Here is a 16,840-nt window from a genome sequence, read left to right as displayed (position 1 = left end):
TTTCTGGTTTTTGTTCAAAACCAAAAAGGAGCTCCTTTTCTTAAAACATTTCAGAATTAGAGAGTTTTATCAGAATAGGATTTCTACAGAGCCGTATAATCAATCATTTTTAAATTAACGTTACTCCATTACAATTTTTCGAATTGGATTTGTTACTCCTTTGGTCAAAGCCTGTTAATGTAGTTTTAGATAGCATTTATTCTGATAAATCAATCTGCCATTTCAATTTTTGTAGTAGACAAATTAGGTTTTTTGTGCAGACACTTTCTAAAGATTGTCTATTTTTTGGGCAACTCGTTAACTTTTTGTGCAAAGGGACTTTTTAGGCAAAGCCTCTTCAACCAAAACTTTTATCTATTATTAAACCTACATTAGGTTACCGGTTGCTAGGAAAAGATAGGCTACCACAACAGATAATATTAATACACGACCAGTATATTATTGGGAGTTTAAATCTGCATTAAAGATGGAGTTTATTTATTCAATCTGTACTTTGCAATATTATTTTGTTTAACTAATAATAATCATAAAGAGGTAGTATTAATTAATGAAATCCAGCTGTTATATTCCTTCTGGATGTTCCATTTCCGCGATGATGAGCGAATCTGGAAAACGTATGGATGGAAGTGCAATAACTAGGTCAATTGCTCTTATGCATGATCGTTCAAATGGGCTTGGTGGTGGTTTTGCAGCTTACGGAATTTATCCCCGTTATGCAGAACAATATGCATTCCATATAATGTTTGACAATTTTGAAGCCAAAAGTATCTGTGAAGATTACCTGAAGGACAATTTTTACATTGTTCTTGATGAGGAAATACCAACACGTCCTGGTGCGGTTTTTGAAGAGGATACCACAGGTAGAAATGTTGAATACGGAATGAATCCGATTACAGATTCACCGATACTCTGGAGGTATTTTATAGATGTACCCGAGAGCAAAACTCAGTTTATTTCTGAAAGCGAATATGTTTTTGGAAAAGTAATGGAGATTAACTCGAGAATTAGTGGGGCCTTTGTTGCATCCTCCGGTAAAAATATGGGGATATTTAAAGGACTTGGATATCCGGAAGACATCGGAACTTTCTACAAGCTGGATGAGTATAAAGCATACATCTGGACTGCACATGGCAGATTTCCAACAAATACACCTGGATGGTGGGGAGGTGCACATCCGTTTGGTCTTCTGGACTGGTCTATAGTACATAATGGAGAAATATCATCCTATGGTATCAATAAACGCTATCTTGAGCCATTTGGTTACAGGATGGAACTAAAAACAGATACAGAGGTTGTTGCTTATCTGTTTGATTTACTTGTGAGAAGACATAACCTGCCAATCGAGACAGCTATAAATGCGCTTTCAGCACCGTTCTGGAAAAATATAGATAAAATGCCTGAAAGTGAACGAAAAATCATGACCGCAATAAGACAGGTCTATGGTAGTGCCCTTTTAAATGGTCCGTACAGTATTGTATTGGGACATAGCAGAGGCATTGTAGGGTTTAATGACAGAATCAAACTGCGACCCATGACCTGCGCCAGAAAAGACGATATGCTTTATATGTCATCTGAAGAATCCGCAATAAGAGAAGTTGAAACTGATCCTGATATTGTCTGGAGTCCAAAAGCAGGAGCACCTGTTATAGGTGAACTGTATGAGGAGGTAGAATAAATAATGGCAAATATACCTCCAGAATTTAGAGTATCCATAGATAACGATAGATGCAGAAAGTGCAGGATGTGTGTCAATAACTGCAGTTTCGGAGCTCTTCAGTTTGAAAATGATCGAGTAATCGCTGATGACAGCAAGTGCGTTGCGTGTTACAGGTGTGTATCAAAATGTCCGGATAATGCGATAACCATAAGTAATTTTCAATGGGGTTCTAGATACAATGCTAATTGGACACCTGAAATCACGAACAACATCCAAAGACAGGCTGATACCGGCGGCATACTTCTTTCCGGGATGGGGAACCCCAGACCTCATAAAATCATCTGGGACCACCTGTTAATCGATGCCTGTCAGGTTACAAATCCATCCATCGACCCTCTTAGAGAACCCATGGAACTGCGTACCTATCTTGGAAGAAAACCGGATCATCTGGAATTTGTTGAAAATGATGAAGGTGAAATTGAGCTTTCTACTGAATTGCAACCACAGGTTAAACTGGATGTACCAGTTGTTTTTGCGGCGATGTCCTATGGTGCAGTAAGCCTAAATGCTCATAAAGCTCTTGCAATAGCTGCCAGAAGGTCAGGAACCCTCATGAACACCGGTGAAGGAGGCCTTCATGAAGATCTCTATCCATACGCTGATAATATAATGGTGCAGGTGGCATCTGGAAGGTTTGGAGTACACAATAAATATCTCAATACCTGCTCGATGATTGAAATAAAAATAGGTCAGGGTGCAAAACCCGGTATAGGTGGTCATTTACCTGGTGAGAAAGTGGGTGAGGAAATATCAAAAACTCGAATGATACCATCAGGAACTGATGTTCTATCCCCTGCACCTCATCATGATATATATTCCATAGAAGACCTTTCACAGCTTATCTACGCTCTCAAAGAAGCTACCAATTATGAAAAACCAGTGGGTGTCAAGATTTCTGCAGTTCATAATGTAGCTGCAATCGCTAGTGGAGCTGTACGTGCAGGAGCAGATGTATTGACAATTGACGGATATCGTGGAGGAAGCGGTGCATCACCTTTGGTTATCAGAGACAATGTCGGTATCCCAATCGAACTTGCACTGGCTACTGTTGACCAGCGTCTTCGTGATGAAGGAATAAGAAACAGAACATCCATCCTTTGTGCAGGAAGTATACGAAGTAGTGCTGATGTTGCAAAAGCTGTTGCACTGGGCGCAGATGCAGCTGTAATCGGAACTGCAGCACTTATTGCGATGGGTTGTAGGGTCTGCCAGAGATGTTACACAGGTAACTGTGCATGGGGTATTGCTACCCAGAAACCTGAACTTGTGAGCAGACTTGATCCTGAAACAGTAGCTCAAAGACTTTCTAATTTACTGTCTGGATGGAGTTTTGAATTAAAAGAAATTCTTGGTTCACTGGGTGTAAATTCCATAGAATCACTGCGGGGAAGTCGTGAACGATTGCGAGGTTATGAACTCGATGAAAAGACACTGGAATTAATTGGTGTCAAACCAGCAGGTGTTGGGCAGTAATAAAGGTGGAAACAATGGTTACAAAATTCGATTGCAGGAAGCTATATTACAGAAGGCTGAATGAACTCATCAGGGAGTCAGTAGATGACGGGGAAACGGAATTCATACTTGATAACCTCAATGGGCAGCGTTATCTGGGTACAGGTATCAATAAGAATATAAATATCACAGTAAATGGTACACCTGGAAACGACTGTGCAGTGTTTATGAATGGACCAACACTTATTATCAACGGTAATGCACAGGATATGATTGCAAACACTATGAACACAGGTAAGATTATAGTCCATGGAAGTGTGGGTGATGTTGTAGGTTATGGAATGCGTGGCGGAAAGCTGTATATCAGAGGTGATGTAGGATACCGTGCCGGTATTCATATGAAGGAATATAAGTCCCAGATACCAGTAGTTATTGCCGGAGGAACAGCCAAAGATTTTCTTGGTGAATACATGGCAGGTGGTGTTTTTATTCTGCTTGGTCTTGATACTGATAATGATGCAATCACAGGAGATTACCTTGCAACCGGGATGCATGGTGGGATAATATATATCCGGGGTACTGTTGAAGATGATACACTTGGAAAAGAAGTAAAAATGCTTAATGTTGATGAAGAGGATAAAAAGATACTGGAAGAATATCTTACAGAATACTGTGAATATTTTGGATTTGATGTTAACAAAATAATGAGTAAGCCTTTTATCAAGCTACTTCCATTATCTAGTAGACCCTATGAGAATTTATATGTGTACTGACATCTCTGCTGGATATAATCAGTATAGTTGATGTAGTGTTGGAGAGGCTTACAAGTGATAATCGCAATAATCGGAGGAACAGGTAATATAGGTGAAGGATTAGCCATCCGTTGGGCTCAAAAAAACCAGATAATCATTGGTTCGAGGAAACCTGAAAAAGCAATTGAAGCAGCTAGTAGATATCTTTCAGAAATGCAAAACTGTGGTCTCAATACTTCAAAAGTAGAAATCAGAGGAATGAATAATCAGGATGCAGCAAATGTTTCCGATTTAATTGTGCTGGCAGTTCCTTACAAACATGTCTTTAATACCCTTGAACCCTTGTACAATGAACTTGAAAACAAGATACTTGTAACCCCAGTTGTCCCCATGAAAAAGGTCGGAGACCATTTTGAATATACACCTCCAAAACAGGGTTCTGCAGCACTTGCGATTAAGGAAGCAGTCCCTGTATCCACCAAAGTTGTATCTGTATACCATAATATACCGTCATGCAAATTGAAAGATACAAGCTGTGACCTTGGATATGATGCTGTGATTTGTACTGATGATGAAGAAGTAATACAAATCATCATCGACCTCACAAAAGAGATGAACTGTTTACGTCCTCTTTATGGAGGGCCGCTTGAAGTGTCAAATACAGTAGAATCCATTACACCACTTCTACTTAATCTTGCTATAATGAATAACCTGAATGACTTGGGAGTTAATTTTTCCTGAGTCCATATTTATGGTGAATACAATGGAAGAATCAGACCTTCCTGAAGAACTGAAAAGAACCGAAATTGATATTCTTAAATGCATGCAGTGTGGTGTATGCAGTGGTAGCTGCCCATCTGGGCGTCACATGAATTTTAACATAAGAAAAATTGTTAAAAAAGCATCCAGCAATGAGATTGAAGTCCTTAATGACAAAGACCTCTGGATGTGTACTACCTGTTATACCTGTCAGGAAAGATGTCCCAGAGGTATAAAAATTGTAGATGGTATCTATGAAATCCGGACCATTGCCGTGCGTAAAGGTATTATGCTTCCGGAACACAGAAAAGTAAGTCATCTGCTACTGGACACCGGTCATGCGGTACCCATTAACAATGAAACAAAACAAAAACGTGAACATCTTGGGCTGGATTCACTCCCTGAAACTGTACATAAGCATCCTGATGCACTGGATGATATTAAAAAGCTTTTAAAATCCTGTAAGTTTGATGAACTTGTGTCTTAAAAGGAATAATTTATTATTTTATGCATTGTATCATGTAGATATATGAGCTCTGATAAACTGTCCATTTTTCTTGGATGTATCATTCCAAACCGATATCCAGGTATTGAAAAAGCCACCAAAATCTGTCTTGATAAACTGGGTGTAGACTGGGTAGACCTTCCAGAAGCATCATGTTGCCCGGCACCTGGTGTATTCAGGTCGTTTGATAAGATTACATGGCTTGCAATCGCAGGCAGAAATATTGCCATATCAGAGGAACTGGGAAGGGATATTCTTACTATATGCAACGGCTGTTATGGTTCGCTTGCGGATGCCAATTATGAACTTAAAAATAATGAAAAATCGAAAAAAGATACGAACCTCCACCTTGAAGAGGTCAACAAACAATTCAGAGGAACAATAGAAATCAGACATATTATTGAATATCTTTACAAAGAAACTGGTTCCGATAAAATCAGGGAAATGGTTGAAAAACCTCTAAAACTCAATGTAGCACTGCATTACGGATGTCATCTTGTAAAGCCATCAAAAGAAAGAAAAATGGGAAGTATAGAAAAACCTTTATTTTTTGATGATTTGATTGAGGCTACAGGAGCAACAAGTATAGATTATCCTGATAAAATGGAATGCTGTGGAGCAGGTGGAGGTGTTCGTTCAGCACTTCATGATGATGCCCTTGAAATAACAAACCACAAGCTTTCGCAGATAAAAAGCAAAGATATAGATTGTATTGTTAATGCCTGTCCATTCTGCCATATGCAGCTTGATTCAGGACAGATAGAACTGGGTGAAAAGTTTGGGGTGGAATATAATATTCCGGTTCTGCATTACACACAGCTTCTTGGGCTGGCTTTTGGATACACACCGGCAGAAATTGGTATTGACCTTAACTATGTTAAAAATCAGGGTTTTTTTGAAAAACTTGAAGATGCCTCAAATAAAAAGTAAATAAAACCTCTATGTAATCACTTATCAGATTTCTGGTTTGTACTGTTCCCATGCACTGGACAATTTTCTTTTGTCGCAGGACTGCATTTTATGTATTCACCGGTTTCATAAAAGTGTTTGAAATGGTCTAGCCATAATGGGCACTCTTCATTCTGATGGATAAAATCCATAAATTTTGTCAAAATATCGATGGTGTCATCAGTTAACACGTGTTCGATTCTGCATGCATCTTCATCAGCTGTATCATTATCTACACCAAGTACAGTGAGGAAGTCCCGCACAACTCCATATTTTGCTTTTGTATTCTGGGCAATATCCTTACCCTTTGCAGTTAGTGTAACACCGCCGTATTTTTCGTAATTTATGTACCCATCATTTTTCAGTTTCTGGAACATTCCGGTAACACTTGACGGAGTGGTTCCAAGAGCCGCAGAAATATCTTTTACTTGAGCGTACCCCTTTTTGGATATCACTGCTTCAATGGTTTTTAAATAATCTTCAGTTCGTTCAGTTGTCATAATAACCAACAATTTTTGGATGTCCAAATTATATTCGGATATTTGATGGTATTTTATATAAATGTATCGTTATCAATTGCTGGGTATAACAACCTGATATCCATTTATGTTTTCCACATCAACTTTTACTTCATAGACCTGCTCGATATTTTCTGGTGTTATTATATCTTTACCACCATGTTTGAATACTCTTCCATCTTTACCAAGAACATAGCGGTCTGCAAAACGTAAAGCAAGGTTGAGGTCATGCATTGTAAAAACCGCTGATATTTGGTTTTCATCCACTGTTTGCCTTACAGTGTTTAATATCTCCAGCTGATTTTTAAGATCAAGGCTACTTGTAGGCTCATCAGGAGCAATACTTTTGGTTCCTGTACCAGTGCTCTTGCAAACATTACTTTTTGTAGTTCTCCACCACTTAATTCATCGATGTGTCGAAGTGATAATTCTTTCAGCTCCAGTTTTTTTATTACATAATTAACAATTCTAAAATCTTGCTTTTTAATATTGAATCCCATATGAGGTTTTCTACCCAGAAGTATCGCGTCAAAAGCAGTGAGCCTTCCAACCTTTGAACGCTGGGGGACGTATCCTAGACGTCTTGCGATTTCCTCATTCTTCATTGATAATATTTCTTCACCTTCAACTTCAATTGTACCCTTCTTTGGAGATAGGATATTGTTGATACAGCGGAGCAGAGTTGTTTTACCAACTCTGTTTGGTCCCAGGATCGCAAGAAATTCTCCATGTTTTAATTCAAAACCGATGTCTTTCAGGACGTTCCCTGACTTGTAACCAAATTCTAAATTATCAACATCCATCATCAATGTCTATACCCCCTGACAAGCAGATAGATAAACAGAGGTGCACCCATAAAGGAGGTCAGAATAGCAACAGGCAATACATGAGGGGAAAGCATCAAACGTGCTGCTGTATCAGAAACCAATAATAGCAGACCACCGGTTATGCAGGAAGCAGGTATGAGAAAACGCTGTTCATCTCCGATAAAACGACGTGCTATATGAGGGCATACCAGACCTATAAATCCGATTACTCCAAAAAATGATATGATGATTGCTGTTACAAAGGATGCAAGGAGCATACCCCAGAGTCGTATTCTTTCAACATTAACACCAAGTCCTCTGGCAGTCTCATCACCGGCATCAATAGCGTTGTAATTCCATCTGTTATGAAAAAAATATACTGTAGCAGGGACGACAACTGCAGTTATAATACCGAGTTCTCCCCAATCTCCCCTCCTCCCAACATCTCCAAAAGTCCAGAATACAACCACTGCAAGCTCAACATCATTGGCAAAATACTGTAAAAACATTGTCCCTGCTGTAAAAAGTGAAGATAATGCAACTCCAATAAGAATCATAACCTCTGGTGATGCTCATTTATATTTTGATATTGCCAGTAACATGAAAGTTGCAACAAGTGACCAGAGGAAGGCAACAATTGTAGTTATGTAAGGGTTGTTTATTATTACAGTGTCATCTCCTGTGCTGTGCATAGAACCTGCACCAAGTATTATCACTGAAAAAGCAGCTCCAAAAGCGGTTGCATTGGAGATTCCAAGGGTATATGGAGAACCAAGAGGATTTCTCAATATTGATTGAAGTGCTACACCTGATACAGATAATCCTATACCAGCAGAAATAGCTGCAAGTGCTCGGGGTACACGTATGTCCCAGATTATGATTGATGATCCTTCGATATGTTGTCCAAGTAGTACTCCTGCAACTTCGCTTAATGGAACAATCGAATTACCTACTGATATCGAAAAGAGGAACATTATTATAAGAAACAGAGAGAATATCAGAAGAAAAGCTATCTTTTTTTTAATATACTTATTATAATTCAGGGAAAAACCTTCAACATCCTCATTAATATTCATTTTTTTGTTCATAAAATCCATTCTGACACCATGTTGTTTTAATAATAAAAATTAGAAAGAAAATAGGAAATGGCTATTAAAACCGGTTAGTTAACTGGAATTTTACCATAGCCTCGCCCAAATCCTTTTTCTAAATCTTCATATACAGGTTCTGATACCAGAAACTTGTATATTTCATTGGCTTTTTCTTCAGGGTTGATATCACTGAATCTTTCAGGATTGATTACCGTTCCTAGATAATATGCATTTGCCAGCACTGTGCCATAGTTTTTGGTATACCAGTTGTATGGGAGTACTCCATAAACTTCACCTTCTTCCACAGCTGTTAATGACTGATAGGCTGGATCGGTTCTGATTTGTTCTACTGCTGAAGGTTGTGTACCATAGGTGGATAGGTCTACAAAGACCAGTTCTGGATCCCATTCAATAATAGATTCTTTAGATGCATCGGCATGGTCTGTACCCATACCATTGGCAACATTATTTGCATTTATGAATTCAAAAGGTGGATACGCAGGCTCTGTTGATTTAAAACCATGCGGTCCTTTATAAGCGATGCCACCTATATATACACTGCTTTTCTCTTCATCAGGAATATTATTAGTCCGTTCGTTCAAATCCTTGATTGTATTATTGAAGAACTGTATAACATCATCAGCTCTTTCTTCTTTATTCAAAACATCACCCTTATTCGAAGAGACTTGTACATTTCACCACGGTGAGCTCCCAACGTACCGTAGTTAAGAGCAACTACAGGAACACCGGTCTTTTGCTGCAATTTATCAGCATCATCTGGTGATGTCACATATGTCCAGAAAATTACATCTGGATTAACCGAAACGATTTTCTCGGGGTCTGTATTGCCTCTGTACTCTCCAATCAATGGTTTATTTTTGAGTTCAGGGTTTGCTATCCTGTAGGGTCGTTTGTTTTCTTCTTCCCTTTTTTCGATGCTTTCTACACCTACTACTTTGTCCTGGGCATTAAGGTAACACTGAAATCTGAGTGCACCTGGTCCCTGAGATACAACTCGTTCAGAACTTTCAGGGACCTCAACTTCTCTTCTAAGGCTGTCTGTAATCGTTACTGTACCAGACCCCTCCAGATTGGCTGTTTGCGCTTGTATTATTTATACATCCAGAACCTGCAACTACTGTTAACAACAATATCGCTGATATGACACCGATCCACTTTTTCATCTTTATAAACCTCATCATGTTTTCACTTATTTCTATCTGAACCAGATGTAAACAAGTTTTTTCATATAAATTTATTCATTAGTAACACTTGGTACAACAAAAATATATTTAAGTATGATTGACTGGTGATAAAAACTAAAATATGTTTTTTATGCTATTGTTATATAAATAATCAAAAACGAAGATATTATGGTGTTTCAATGAGTCAATTATACAATTATCTCAAATCGGCAACTGAAGGTGAAAAGAAAAAGGAAACAAAACACGACATGGCGGTGTTCCAGAAAGCAGAAGAACTGGCGGGTGAATATGATATCAGCTATGACGGTGAATCCTTTGTGCCAGATAATGATGAACTGGCAGATTCGGTTTTTGAAGCTGGTGTGGAACTCCTGTCATCAATCGGAATATATTGCATAGATACAGAAAGAACCATACCCATTGATGAAAATGATATATATAGGTCAATTCACGCTCTCAAAGAACTTGAAATCGGCAGGCGAAGAGAAAAAATTCCGGTTCCTGAGCGCTGCTCAATGGATCCGGTACCTCCAGTAATCATAGGTGGACCCATGGGTGGTACAGTATCAGAGGAAAATTTCCTGAATGTTCATTTAAGTTCTGCAAATGAGCCACTAGTACAGGGTTTGTATGCTGGTGTAATCGATAAACTGGGTGGAGAAAGGATAAAACCCAGGAGTCCGCTTGAGATGTATGCAGCACTAAAAGAAGCAAGGCTGGAAAAGCTTGCAACCAAAATAGCAGGACGAGAAGGACTTACTTTAATGGGTCCCGGAACACCTACGATTTCACAGGCGTATATGCTTGTATCGGATGACGAACTATATTCTAAATACGACCCACAGGAAGTATCCCAGCTGGATGAATTGAAAACTGATTATGAAACATTCTATAAATCCATCTATCATCAGGAACATGGGAACCATTATCTTTCGGGTCAGTGCCCTATTTTCGGAGGTGCATCAATAGCATCTGCACCGGGATTAGCTATAGTTGATGTGGCAGAGACCATCCAGGCAAAACTTGTCACTGGTGCCAGTTTTCATGTTTCAGGAGCTATACATGTAAACACAAATTCATCATCTACAAAAGAAATTATATGGGCTTCCAGTCTGTCATCAATAGCAATCTCACGCAACATGAATTATTATAAAGCCAGGTATTACTGGAATCAGGCAGGATGCTGTACAGATATGATGTTTTATGAAACTGCAGCACAGGCTATTGCTGATACCGTCAGTGGCAGGGATATGTTGATAGGTCCAGTAGGAGCTCGCGGAGGGACTGCAGACCATTCAACAGGTCTTGAATCCAGATTCATGGGTGAAATCGCCTATATGGCTACAGACCTCAATCTATCAGATGCGAACGAAATTGTTGGCAAGATATATTACAAATATGAAGACAGGTTAACTAATCCACCTGCAGGAAAACCATTCAATGAATGTTATGTGGTGAATTCTGAATACGATATGAAGCCTATTGATGAGTATATGAGCCTCTATAAGAGAATATTATCCGAAATAGAGGATTATTGTTATCAATAATTTATTCTTATTTTTTTCTAAGAATTACCCGGTACAGCTTTTTTGGCAGGATACCTTCTTCAAATTCATCAATATCGATGATTTCAAAACCTCTGGACAGATGTTGTATTTTATTCCTGTCAAAAAAATGTACAATGAATCCCTTCCTTATTTCGTACAGGTCTTCTCCCATATGTATACCGTTTCCGTAATCAGCATCATTTTTGTTCCTTACAGTGTATATATACAGTCCGCCGGGTTTTAAAACTCTCCATAACTCATTTGTGATGAATTCAATTTCTGAAGTTGTCAATGCCATACAATACAGCATATGAGAATAGCACCCATCAAATGTTTCATCTTCAAAAGGAAGAGGTTTTCTAACATCATGCTGGATGGAATTTATACATCCGGATAAACCCTGAAATTTTGCTTTTTCCTGTATTGTATCAATACCTTTTTTAGTATAATCGATTACATCAACTTTAAAACCGTTTTGAGCAAAGTTGATAGTGTCTCTACCCTGTCCACCACCCAGTTCCAGTATTCTGTTTTTATGTTCTTTTTTAAATAGTTTAATTGCTTCCATGGCAGGTACACTGGGCACATCACCGAATCTTTCACTGTGTTGCGAAAACGTTTTTTCTCATTGTTTATACTGTTCATTCAGAGATTTTTTGTCTATAGGGATGGTATCAGTTCCTATATCAATCTTGAACAACATTATCAGTTGTCAATTCAAAACTACTGTTTACTCCGTTGACACTTACGTTATAAACTCCTGCTTTTAATCCTTCAACATCAAGCGATATATTTTCTTCAAATGGTACGATTTGCTGGGTACAGATTTTGTCTTTCGGACGTTTTGTTGTAATTGTGACATTGAAATTGTTCTTCTTTCTTTCTTTTTCGATTTCATGAATTTGAGTACATCCATCAGAGAAATATCCCTCTGCCATAACCCTTACCTGAACAGGAAGTGATTCCTTTATGTTAATTTCGATGTTTTCTATATTGGCTGTTTTGTAAATGTATTCATTATTTTCTGATTCGTTATTTTCATCAGGTGTCTGGTTATTATTCTCTGTATCAAAGCATCCTGAAATACTGAGAACTAAAATTGAAATAAGCATTATTGAAAATGTTTTAAATGTCCTATTCATAGTGCTCCCCATTAAATAATTATTCATTTCTTACTTAAAACTCTTCCTAAAATCTGGACTGTAAATTTATTATATTTAAACAAACTTTTATATAATTTCTATCCATTCAGGTCTTACTGATATAGGAACCAACAGGTTTAAAATATGAGCCTACATTTTCACCCATCTGGGCGTGTGGCCTAGTCAGGATATGGCGACAGCCTCCTAAGCTGTAAATCAAGGGTTCAAATCCCTTCACGCCCGTTTTAATTCTTTAATAATCACTTCAGATAGGTGGTATTGCGGTATTTGATTCGAAAAGCAAAAGTTAAAGATGTAAAAACAATTAAAACTATGGTTAATGGTTATGCAAAAGAAGGGCTTATGCTTGCACGTTCATACAGTGAACTTTATGAATCAATACGTGATTTCTATGTTTATGAAATCAATAGCGAGGTAGTTGGTTGCTGTGCTTTGCATGTAATGTGGGAAGACCTTGCTGAAATTCTGTCATTTGCTGTAAAACCTGAGTACCGCAACAATGGTATAGGATCAAAATTGTTAAATGTCTGCCTTGAGGATGACCATGCACTTGATGTGGGAACAGTATTTACTCTTACCTGCGTTCCTGAATTCTTTGAAAAAAAAGGATTTCACCGGGTTGAAAAATCATCACTTCCACATAAAATCTGGAATGGATGTATAAAATGTCCCAAATTCCCGGAATGTGATGAAATTCCACTTGTAAAAAAATTAAGTTAAAAATAATAAACCATCATTAATAGTGAGGGAAAAATATCAGACCTCTTGTATTCAGTAATGGACAATTCCTTGTGGGAGAAGATGAAAAGGGCGTAATTAGAGACCTTTATTACCCCTATGTAGGTCAGGAAAACCACGGAAAATCAATACGTATTGGTGTATGTGACCTTGATAACCTTAATTGCAGCTGGCTTGAAAACTGGGAACTCAAGCAGATATATAAATCAAATTTTTCCAGAAATTTTATAATACCGGGTACCTCTAAAAAAACAGAGGTAACTGATAAACAGAATCTTTCAAATGGTTATATATCCAACATAGGGGAAACGATTTTTGAAAATTCTGATATAGGTCTTGAAGTTCATATTTATGATGCCATCCATCCGTCTATCAATTATTTTTACCGGATTTTTGAAATAAAAAATACATCAGATAAACCCAGAAACCTGCGATTTTTTTCCACTCACAATTACAGGATACTTGAAGATAAACTTGCAGAAACAGCTGTTGTGGACAGGGATTTCCTGGTTCATTATAAACGCAACCGCTATTTCCTTCACAGCAGTTATCCCGTGTTTGACCAGTGGGCTGTGGGGGATGCTGAATGGAACGGTTTTGAAGGTACATGGAAGGATATGGAAGATGACGGACAACTTAGTGGTAACGTCGTTGCACACGGCTCAGTAGATTCAACGATAGGATGGACGATATCCGATCTACAACCCGGTCAATCGAAAGAGATTCATTTCTGGATAGCAACCGGTGAAAATTATACCAGTACGGTAAGGATACATAACAGAATTAAAAACCCAGATTACAATTCACTCTTTCGTAAAGCATTCAATTTCTGGAACTCTTTCATCGAACGCTTTACTATATTCCCAGAATATAGAACGTTGGACCAGCTTCCTGATAAAATCAGACGGATGTTTTATCGCAGCCTTCTTGCAACCATATCTCACATGGATATAAACGGTTCTGTAATTGCCTCGTGTGATACCGATATAAAACAGTTTGGGGCGGATTATTATACCTACTGCTGGCCGCGTGACGCTTCATGGGCAGTTGTTGCGCTTGATAGTGCAAAATATCATAATCTGAGCCTGGAAGTTTTTGATTTTTATTCAAAGATAATATCTGGAAAAGGTTATTTCCTTCATAAATACACACCTGCTGGTGATTTTGGGAGCACATGGCATCCGGTACCGATGATTCAGATTGATGAAACAGGACTTCCTCTTTACGCACTCTATAATAACTGGTTGATGTCACGAAATGTCTGGACAATCGGGAGATATTTTATGTCAATAGTAGTTCCTGCCGCCAATTATCTGGCCAGATCGATAGATTCTGATGGATTACCAATTTCAAGTTTTGATCTTTGGGAGGAACGCAAAGGTGTACATACTTACAGTGCCTGTACCGTATATGCCGGTCTTCATGGTGCAGCAGAAATTGCAAAAGCTCTTGGGCATGATATGGAATTTGAATACTGGTCCAAATCAGCTCAAAAAGTGAAAAACGCTATAATAGAATATCTCTACGATAAAGAGGAAAAACGTTTTAAACGTTCACTCAATGACTCAACTGTAGATTCATCCATATTCGGTGTCTGGTATTTTGGAATACTTCCACCGGATGATGAACGAGTAGTAAATACCATGAAAGCAATCGAAAATAAACTCTCCCGCCCATCCGGAGGAATAGCCAGATATGTGGACGATAATTACATGGGGCACATGAACAGCTGGATTATATGTACTCTGTGGGTGGCACAGTGGCATATAGCTATAGGTAATCTTGACAGAGCTATGGACCTTATAAACTGGTGCGCTGATAACAGTCACCCTACAACCGGTTTGATGTCAGAACAGGTTGCAAACGACGGTTCCCTGAAATCGGTGCTCCCATTGATGTGGTCTCACAGTTCCTTTGTTCTTGCGGTATATGAATATTTAAAAGCTATTACTGAAAATTACTGCAAACTTCAATGAAAATATTTTCTCAGGTACACTATTTTATTTTCTGTATCTAAATGTGTAATAACAAAACCTTTTTTTAAATATAGGTTAACAGCCTTTCTTAATGCAACATCGGTTTTAATTGTAGCAGTTTTATAATGTTTTTTGGCAAATTCAAGCGTTTCGTCAAAAAGCTTCGTACCATAACCCTTATTTCTGAATCCCTTTTTAATGTATATTCGTTTTATTTCGCACCTATCATTATCAATCCTTTTAACAGCACCTGTACCAATAATCTTACCATCAACAATCCCGGTATAAAAAACAGAACCATCATTCAGATAATACTGTTTAATATCTTCAAGATCATAATCTTTTTCAGGGTCATATTCAAACCCGTGTTCACTGAGGACATCCATAATCAGATTTTTAATCTGGTTGTTCTGATATCTGTTGCAGGTCTTGACAATCATTGTAGATAGTCCTGTGGGTTATTCAAAAAATCTATTGTGATAGTTTTGAGGATATGAGCTCCAATTATAAGTACTTCTTCATCTATATCGAATTTACTGGAATGATTTATTTCAACAATATTTTTCTGGACATTTTTTGTTCCGACTGTAAAATAGAATCCGGGTATTTTTTTGACGTAAAAAGCAAAATCTTCGGCACCAAACAGAGGTTTGGAATTGTTATCAGTTTCAAATTCAGGGAATTTTTCTTTCAACAGGTTGTAGGCTGCACTGGTAAATTTTTCATCATTGTTAAGTACAGGATATGCACGAAGGATTTCAAATTCATACTCAGGAGCATCAGAAATGCCATCTATAGAATAATCGTTCATCAAACTATCAAGTTTTTGTTTTATAATTGATTTGATTAAATCGATATCTTCATCATAAAATGTCCGTAAGCTACCGGTTATATCGATTCTGTCCATAGTCCGGTTGAACTGTTCACCACCTTCAATTTTTCCAATACCCATAGCGTATTTTGAAGGATTGATTTGTTTTTGAATTTCGGTATGTATTGAACTTAAAAAATCTGAAGCTATAAAAACTGGGTCTATACAATCCCCCGGGTTTGAATGATGCCCTCCTTTTCCAAAGATACTTAAATTAAGACGGTTTGAACTTGCCATGAAACATCCTGATTTGAACTTGATTTTGCCAAAATCCATATCACCGAATATATGTAATCCGACAATCGCATCTACATCATCAATTCCTCCTTCCTCGATGATTTTTGATGCTCCCCCAGGTGGTTGTTCTTCTGCTGGTTGGAAAACCAATCGGACACTTCCAGAAAACTGATTTCTTATTTCATTTAAATATCGGGCAGCACCCAGAACAATAGCCATATGACCGTCATGCCCGCAGGCATGCATGATTCCTTCATTCTGTGATATATAATCTCTGTTTAAATCGGTTTGTTCTTCTTTAACCCTGAGTGCATCCATGTCAGCCCTTAGAGCTATACACGGACCCGGTGAGTTTCCATTAATCGTTGCTACTACTCCTGTACCGGCTATCCTATCTGATTCAATACCCAATCTATTAAGAATTTCAATTATCCTTTGTTGAGTACGATATTCTTCAAAACTTGGCTCCGGATAACGGTGGAACTTACGGCGAATATTGATGATCCATTTTTCAAACGATGTCAAGTAGATGTCCTCGAATTTATTTTGTTTTAA

Annotated in this window: 19 protein-coding genes, 1 tRNA gene and 1 pseudogene; 10 read left to right on the top strand and 11 right to left on the bottom strand. The window is 38.0% G+C overall.

What is annotated here, in order from left to right:
* Positions 1-547: 547 nt before the first annotated feature.
* From ACLFMM_RS01280 to hdrB, 6 genes are read left to right on the top strand one after another with little or no spacing between them, the layout of a single operon-like run.
* Positions 548-1,675: a class II glutamine amidotransferase gene (locus tag ACLFMM_RS01280; RefSeq protein WP_410806902.1), complete on the top strand. Its 1,128-nt coding sequence runs from the start codon at positions 548-550 to the stop codon at positions 1,673-1,675.
* Between the two features lie 3 nt (positions 1,676-1,678).
* Positions 1,679-3,190, top strand: coding sequence for a glutamate synthase-related protein (locus ACLFMM_RS01275; protein ID WP_410806901.1), 1,512 nt, complete (start codon positions 1,679-1,681; stop codon positions 3,188-3,190).
* A gap of 14 nt (positions 3,191-3,204) precedes the next feature.
* The gene (locus ACLFMM_RS01270) at positions 3,205-3,942 is read left to right on the top strand and encodes a hypothetical protein (protein WP_410806900.1); all 738 of its coding nucleotides are present in this window, start codon (positions 3,205-3,207) and stop codon (positions 3,940-3,942) included.
* Positions 3,943-3,996: 54 nt separating this feature from the next.
* The gene (gene npdG / locus ACLFMM_RS01265) at positions 3,997-4,662 is read left to right on the top strand and encodes an NADPH-dependent F420 reductase (RefSeq protein ID WP_410806899.1); all 666 of its coding nucleotides are present in this window, start codon (positions 3,997-3,999) and stop codon (positions 4,660-4,662) included.
* A 22-nt stretch (positions 4,663-4,684) separates the two neighbouring features.
* A complete protein-coding gene (gene hdrC / locus ACLFMM_RS01260; RefSeq protein ID WP_410806898.1) occupies positions 4,685-5,167 on the top strand; it encodes a CoB--CoM heterodisulfide reductase subunit C in 483 nt (160 codons plus the stop codon).
* A gap of 42 nt (positions 5,168-5,209) precedes the next feature.
* Complete coding sequence (gene hdrB, locus ACLFMM_RS01255; protein ID WP_410806897.1) at positions 5,210-6,115, top strand: CoB--CoM heterodisulfide reductase subunit B; 906 nt, start codon at positions 5,210-5,212, stop codon at positions 6,113-6,115.
* A 17-nt stretch (positions 6,116-6,132) separates the two neighbouring features.
* On the opposite strand, the gene ACLFMM_RS01250 is transcribed toward hdrB, so the two are convergent.
* The 7 genes and pseudogenes from ACLFMM_RS01250 to ACLFMM_RS01220 all read right to left on the bottom strand — a co-directional run bounded on the left by ACLFMM_RS01250 (position 6,133) and on the right by ACLFMM_RS01220 (position 9,732).
* Positions 6,133-6,633: a metal-dependent transcriptional regulator gene (locus ACLFMM_RS01250; RefSeq protein ID WP_410806896.1), complete on the bottom strand. Its 501-nt coding sequence runs from the start codon at positions 6,631-6,633 to the stop codon at positions 6,133-6,135.
* A gap of 72 nt (positions 6,634-6,705) precedes the next feature.
* Positions 6,706-6,918 (bottom strand): hypothetical protein, encoded by a 213-nt coding sequence (locus ACLFMM_RS01245; protein ID WP_410806895.1) that lies wholly within the window; start codon positions 6,916-6,918, stop codon positions 6,706-6,708.
* A gap of 17 nt (positions 6,919-6,935) precedes the next feature.
* Positions 6,936-7,457: an ABC transporter ATP-binding protein gene (locus ACLFMM_RS01240; protein ID WP_410806894.1), complete on the bottom strand. Its 522-nt coding sequence runs from the start codon at positions 7,455-7,457 to the stop codon at positions 6,936-6,938.
* Positions 7,457-8,431: pseudogene (locus ACLFMM_RS01235) on the bottom strand (FecCD family ABC transporter permease). Before ACLFMM_RS01235 ends, ACLFMM_RS01240 begins: the two are co-directional and overlap by 1 nt.
* A gap of 188 nt (positions 8,432-8,619) precedes the next feature.
* Positions 8,620-9,210: an ABC transporter substrate-binding protein gene (locus ACLFMM_RS01230; protein ID WP_410806893.1), complete on the bottom strand. Its 591-nt coding sequence runs from the start codon at positions 9,208-9,210 to the stop codon at positions 8,620-8,622.
* Positions 9,207-9,416 (bottom strand): hypothetical protein, encoded by a 210-nt coding sequence (locus ACLFMM_RS01225; RefSeq protein WP_410806892.1) that lies wholly within the window; start codon positions 9,414-9,416, stop codon positions 9,207-9,209. The genes ACLFMM_RS01230 and ACLFMM_RS01225 overlap by 4 nt, the downstream gene beginning before the upstream one ends.
* Before the next feature lie 181 nt (positions 9,417-9,597).
* Positions 9,598-9,732 (bottom strand): hypothetical protein, encoded by a 135-nt coding sequence (locus tag ACLFMM_RS01220; RefSeq protein WP_410806891.1) that lies wholly within the window; start codon positions 9,730-9,732, stop codon positions 9,598-9,600.
* Between the two features lie 200 nt (positions 9,733-9,932).
* On the opposite strand from ACLFMM_RS01220, the gene ACLFMM_RS01215 reads away from it, so the two are divergent.
* Entirely contained in the window at positions 9,933-11,300 is a 1,368-nt protein-coding gene (locus ACLFMM_RS01215) for a monomethylamine:corrinoid methyltransferase (protein ID WP_410806890.1), read from the top strand.
* Between the two features lie 7 nt (positions 11,301-11,307).
* Here ACLFMM_RS01215 and ACLFMM_RS01210 read toward each other — a convergent pair whose 3' ends face one another.
* Positions 11,308-11,868: a class I SAM-dependent methyltransferase gene (locus tag ACLFMM_RS01210; protein WP_410806889.1), complete on the bottom strand. Its 561-nt coding sequence runs from the start codon at positions 11,866-11,868 to the stop codon at positions 11,308-11,310.
* Positions 11,869-11,986: 118 nt separating this feature from the next.
* Entirely contained in the window at positions 11,987-12,442 is a 456-nt protein-coding gene (locus ACLFMM_RS01205) for a hypothetical protein (protein ID WP_410806888.1), read from the bottom strand.
* A gap of 168 nt (positions 12,443-12,610) precedes the next feature.
* Here ACLFMM_RS01205 and ACLFMM_RS01200 point away from each other — a divergent pair.
* From ACLFMM_RS01200 to ACLFMM_RS01190, 3 genes are all read left to right on the top strand, one after another.
* A tRNA-Arg gene (locus tag ACLFMM_RS01200) sits at positions 12,611-12,685 on the top strand.
* Positions 12,686-12,730: 45 nt separating this feature from the next.
* Positions 12,731-13,183, top strand: coding sequence for an N-acetyltransferase (locus ACLFMM_RS01195; protein WP_410806887.1), 453 nt, complete (start codon positions 12,731-12,733; stop codon positions 13,181-13,183).
* Between the two features lie 71 nt (positions 13,184-13,254).
* Positions 13,255-15,177 carry a glycoside hydrolase family 15 protein gene (locus ACLFMM_RS01190; protein ID WP_410806886.1) on the top strand — a complete coding sequence of 641 codons (1,923 nt, stop codon included), beginning with the start codon at positions 13,255-13,257 and terminating at the stop codon, positions 15,175-15,177.
* On the opposite strand, the gene ACLFMM_RS01185 is transcribed toward ACLFMM_RS01190, so the two are convergent.
* Positions 15,171-15,617 carry a GNAT family N-acetyltransferase gene (locus ACLFMM_RS01185; RefSeq protein ID WP_410806885.1) on the bottom strand — a complete coding sequence of 149 codons (447 nt, stop codon included), beginning with the start codon at positions 15,615-15,617 and terminating at the stop codon, positions 15,171-15,173. The genes ACLFMM_RS01190 and ACLFMM_RS01185 overlap by 7 nt on opposite strands.
* The gene (locus ACLFMM_RS01180; RefSeq protein ID WP_410806884.1) at positions 15,614-16,810 is read right to left on the bottom strand and encodes a M20 metallopeptidase family protein; all 1,197 of its coding nucleotides are present in this window, start codon (positions 16,808-16,810) and stop codon (positions 15,614-15,616) included. The genes ACLFMM_RS01185 and ACLFMM_RS01180 overlap by 4 nt, the downstream gene beginning before the upstream one ends.
* Between the last annotated feature and the right edge of the window lie 30 nt (positions 16,811-16,840).

The organism is Methanohalobium sp. (genome assembly GCF_046546175.1).
Lineage (GTDB): Archaea > Halobacteriota > Methanosarcinia > Methanosarcinales > Methanosarcinaceae > Methanohalobium.
This window is presented reverse-complemented; position numbering and strand designations above follow the sequence as displayed.

Excerpts from the sequence above, each read along its gene's own strand:
- ACLFMM_RS01280 (WP_410806902.1), top strand. The coding sequence starts at position 548 with ATGAAATCCAGCTGTTATATTCCTTCTGGATGTTCCATTTCCGCGATG.
- ACLFMM_RS01275 (WP_410806901.1), top strand. The coding sequence starts at position 1,679 with ATGGCAAATATACCTCCAGAATTTAGAGTATCCATAGATAACGATAGA.
- ACLFMM_RS01270 (WP_410806900.1), top strand. The coding sequence starts at position 3,205 with ATGGTTACAAAATTCGATTGCAGGAAGCTATATTACAGAAGGCTGAAT.
- hdrC (WP_410806898.1), top strand. The coding sequence starts at position 4,685 with ATGGAAGAATCAGACCTTCCTGAAGAACTGAAAAGAACCGAAATTGAT.
- hdrB (WP_410806897.1), top strand. The coding sequence starts at position 5,210 with ATGAGCTCTGATAAACTGTCCATTTTTCTTGGATGTATCATTCCAAAC.
- ACLFMM_RS01250 (WP_410806896.1), bottom strand. The coding sequence starts at position 6,633 with ATGACAACTGAACGAACTGAAGATTATTTAAAAACCATTGAAGCAGTG.
- ACLFMM_RS01240 (WP_410806894.1), bottom strand. The coding sequence starts at position 7,457 with ATGATGGATGTTGATAATTTAGAATTTGGTTACAAGTCAGGGAACGTC.
- ACLFMM_RS01220 (WP_410806891.1), bottom strand. The coding sequence starts at position 9,732 with ATGAAAAAGTGGATCGGTGTCATATCAGCGATATTGTTGTTAACAGTA.
- ACLFMM_RS01215 (WP_410806890.1), top strand. The coding sequence starts at position 9,933 with ATGAGTCAATTATACAATTATCTCAAATCGGCAACTGAAGGTGAAAAG.
- ACLFMM_RS01210 (WP_410806889.1), bottom strand. The coding sequence starts at position 11,868 with ATGGAAGCAATTAAACTATTTAAAAAAGAACATAAAAACAGAATACTG.
- ACLFMM_RS01205 (WP_410806888.1), bottom strand. The coding sequence starts at position 12,442 with ATGAATAGGACATTTAAAACATTTTCAATAATGCTTATTTCAATTTTA.
- ACLFMM_RS01185 (WP_410806885.1), bottom strand. The coding sequence starts at position 15,617 with ATGATTGTCAAGACCTGCAACAGATATCAGAACAACCAGATTAAAAAT.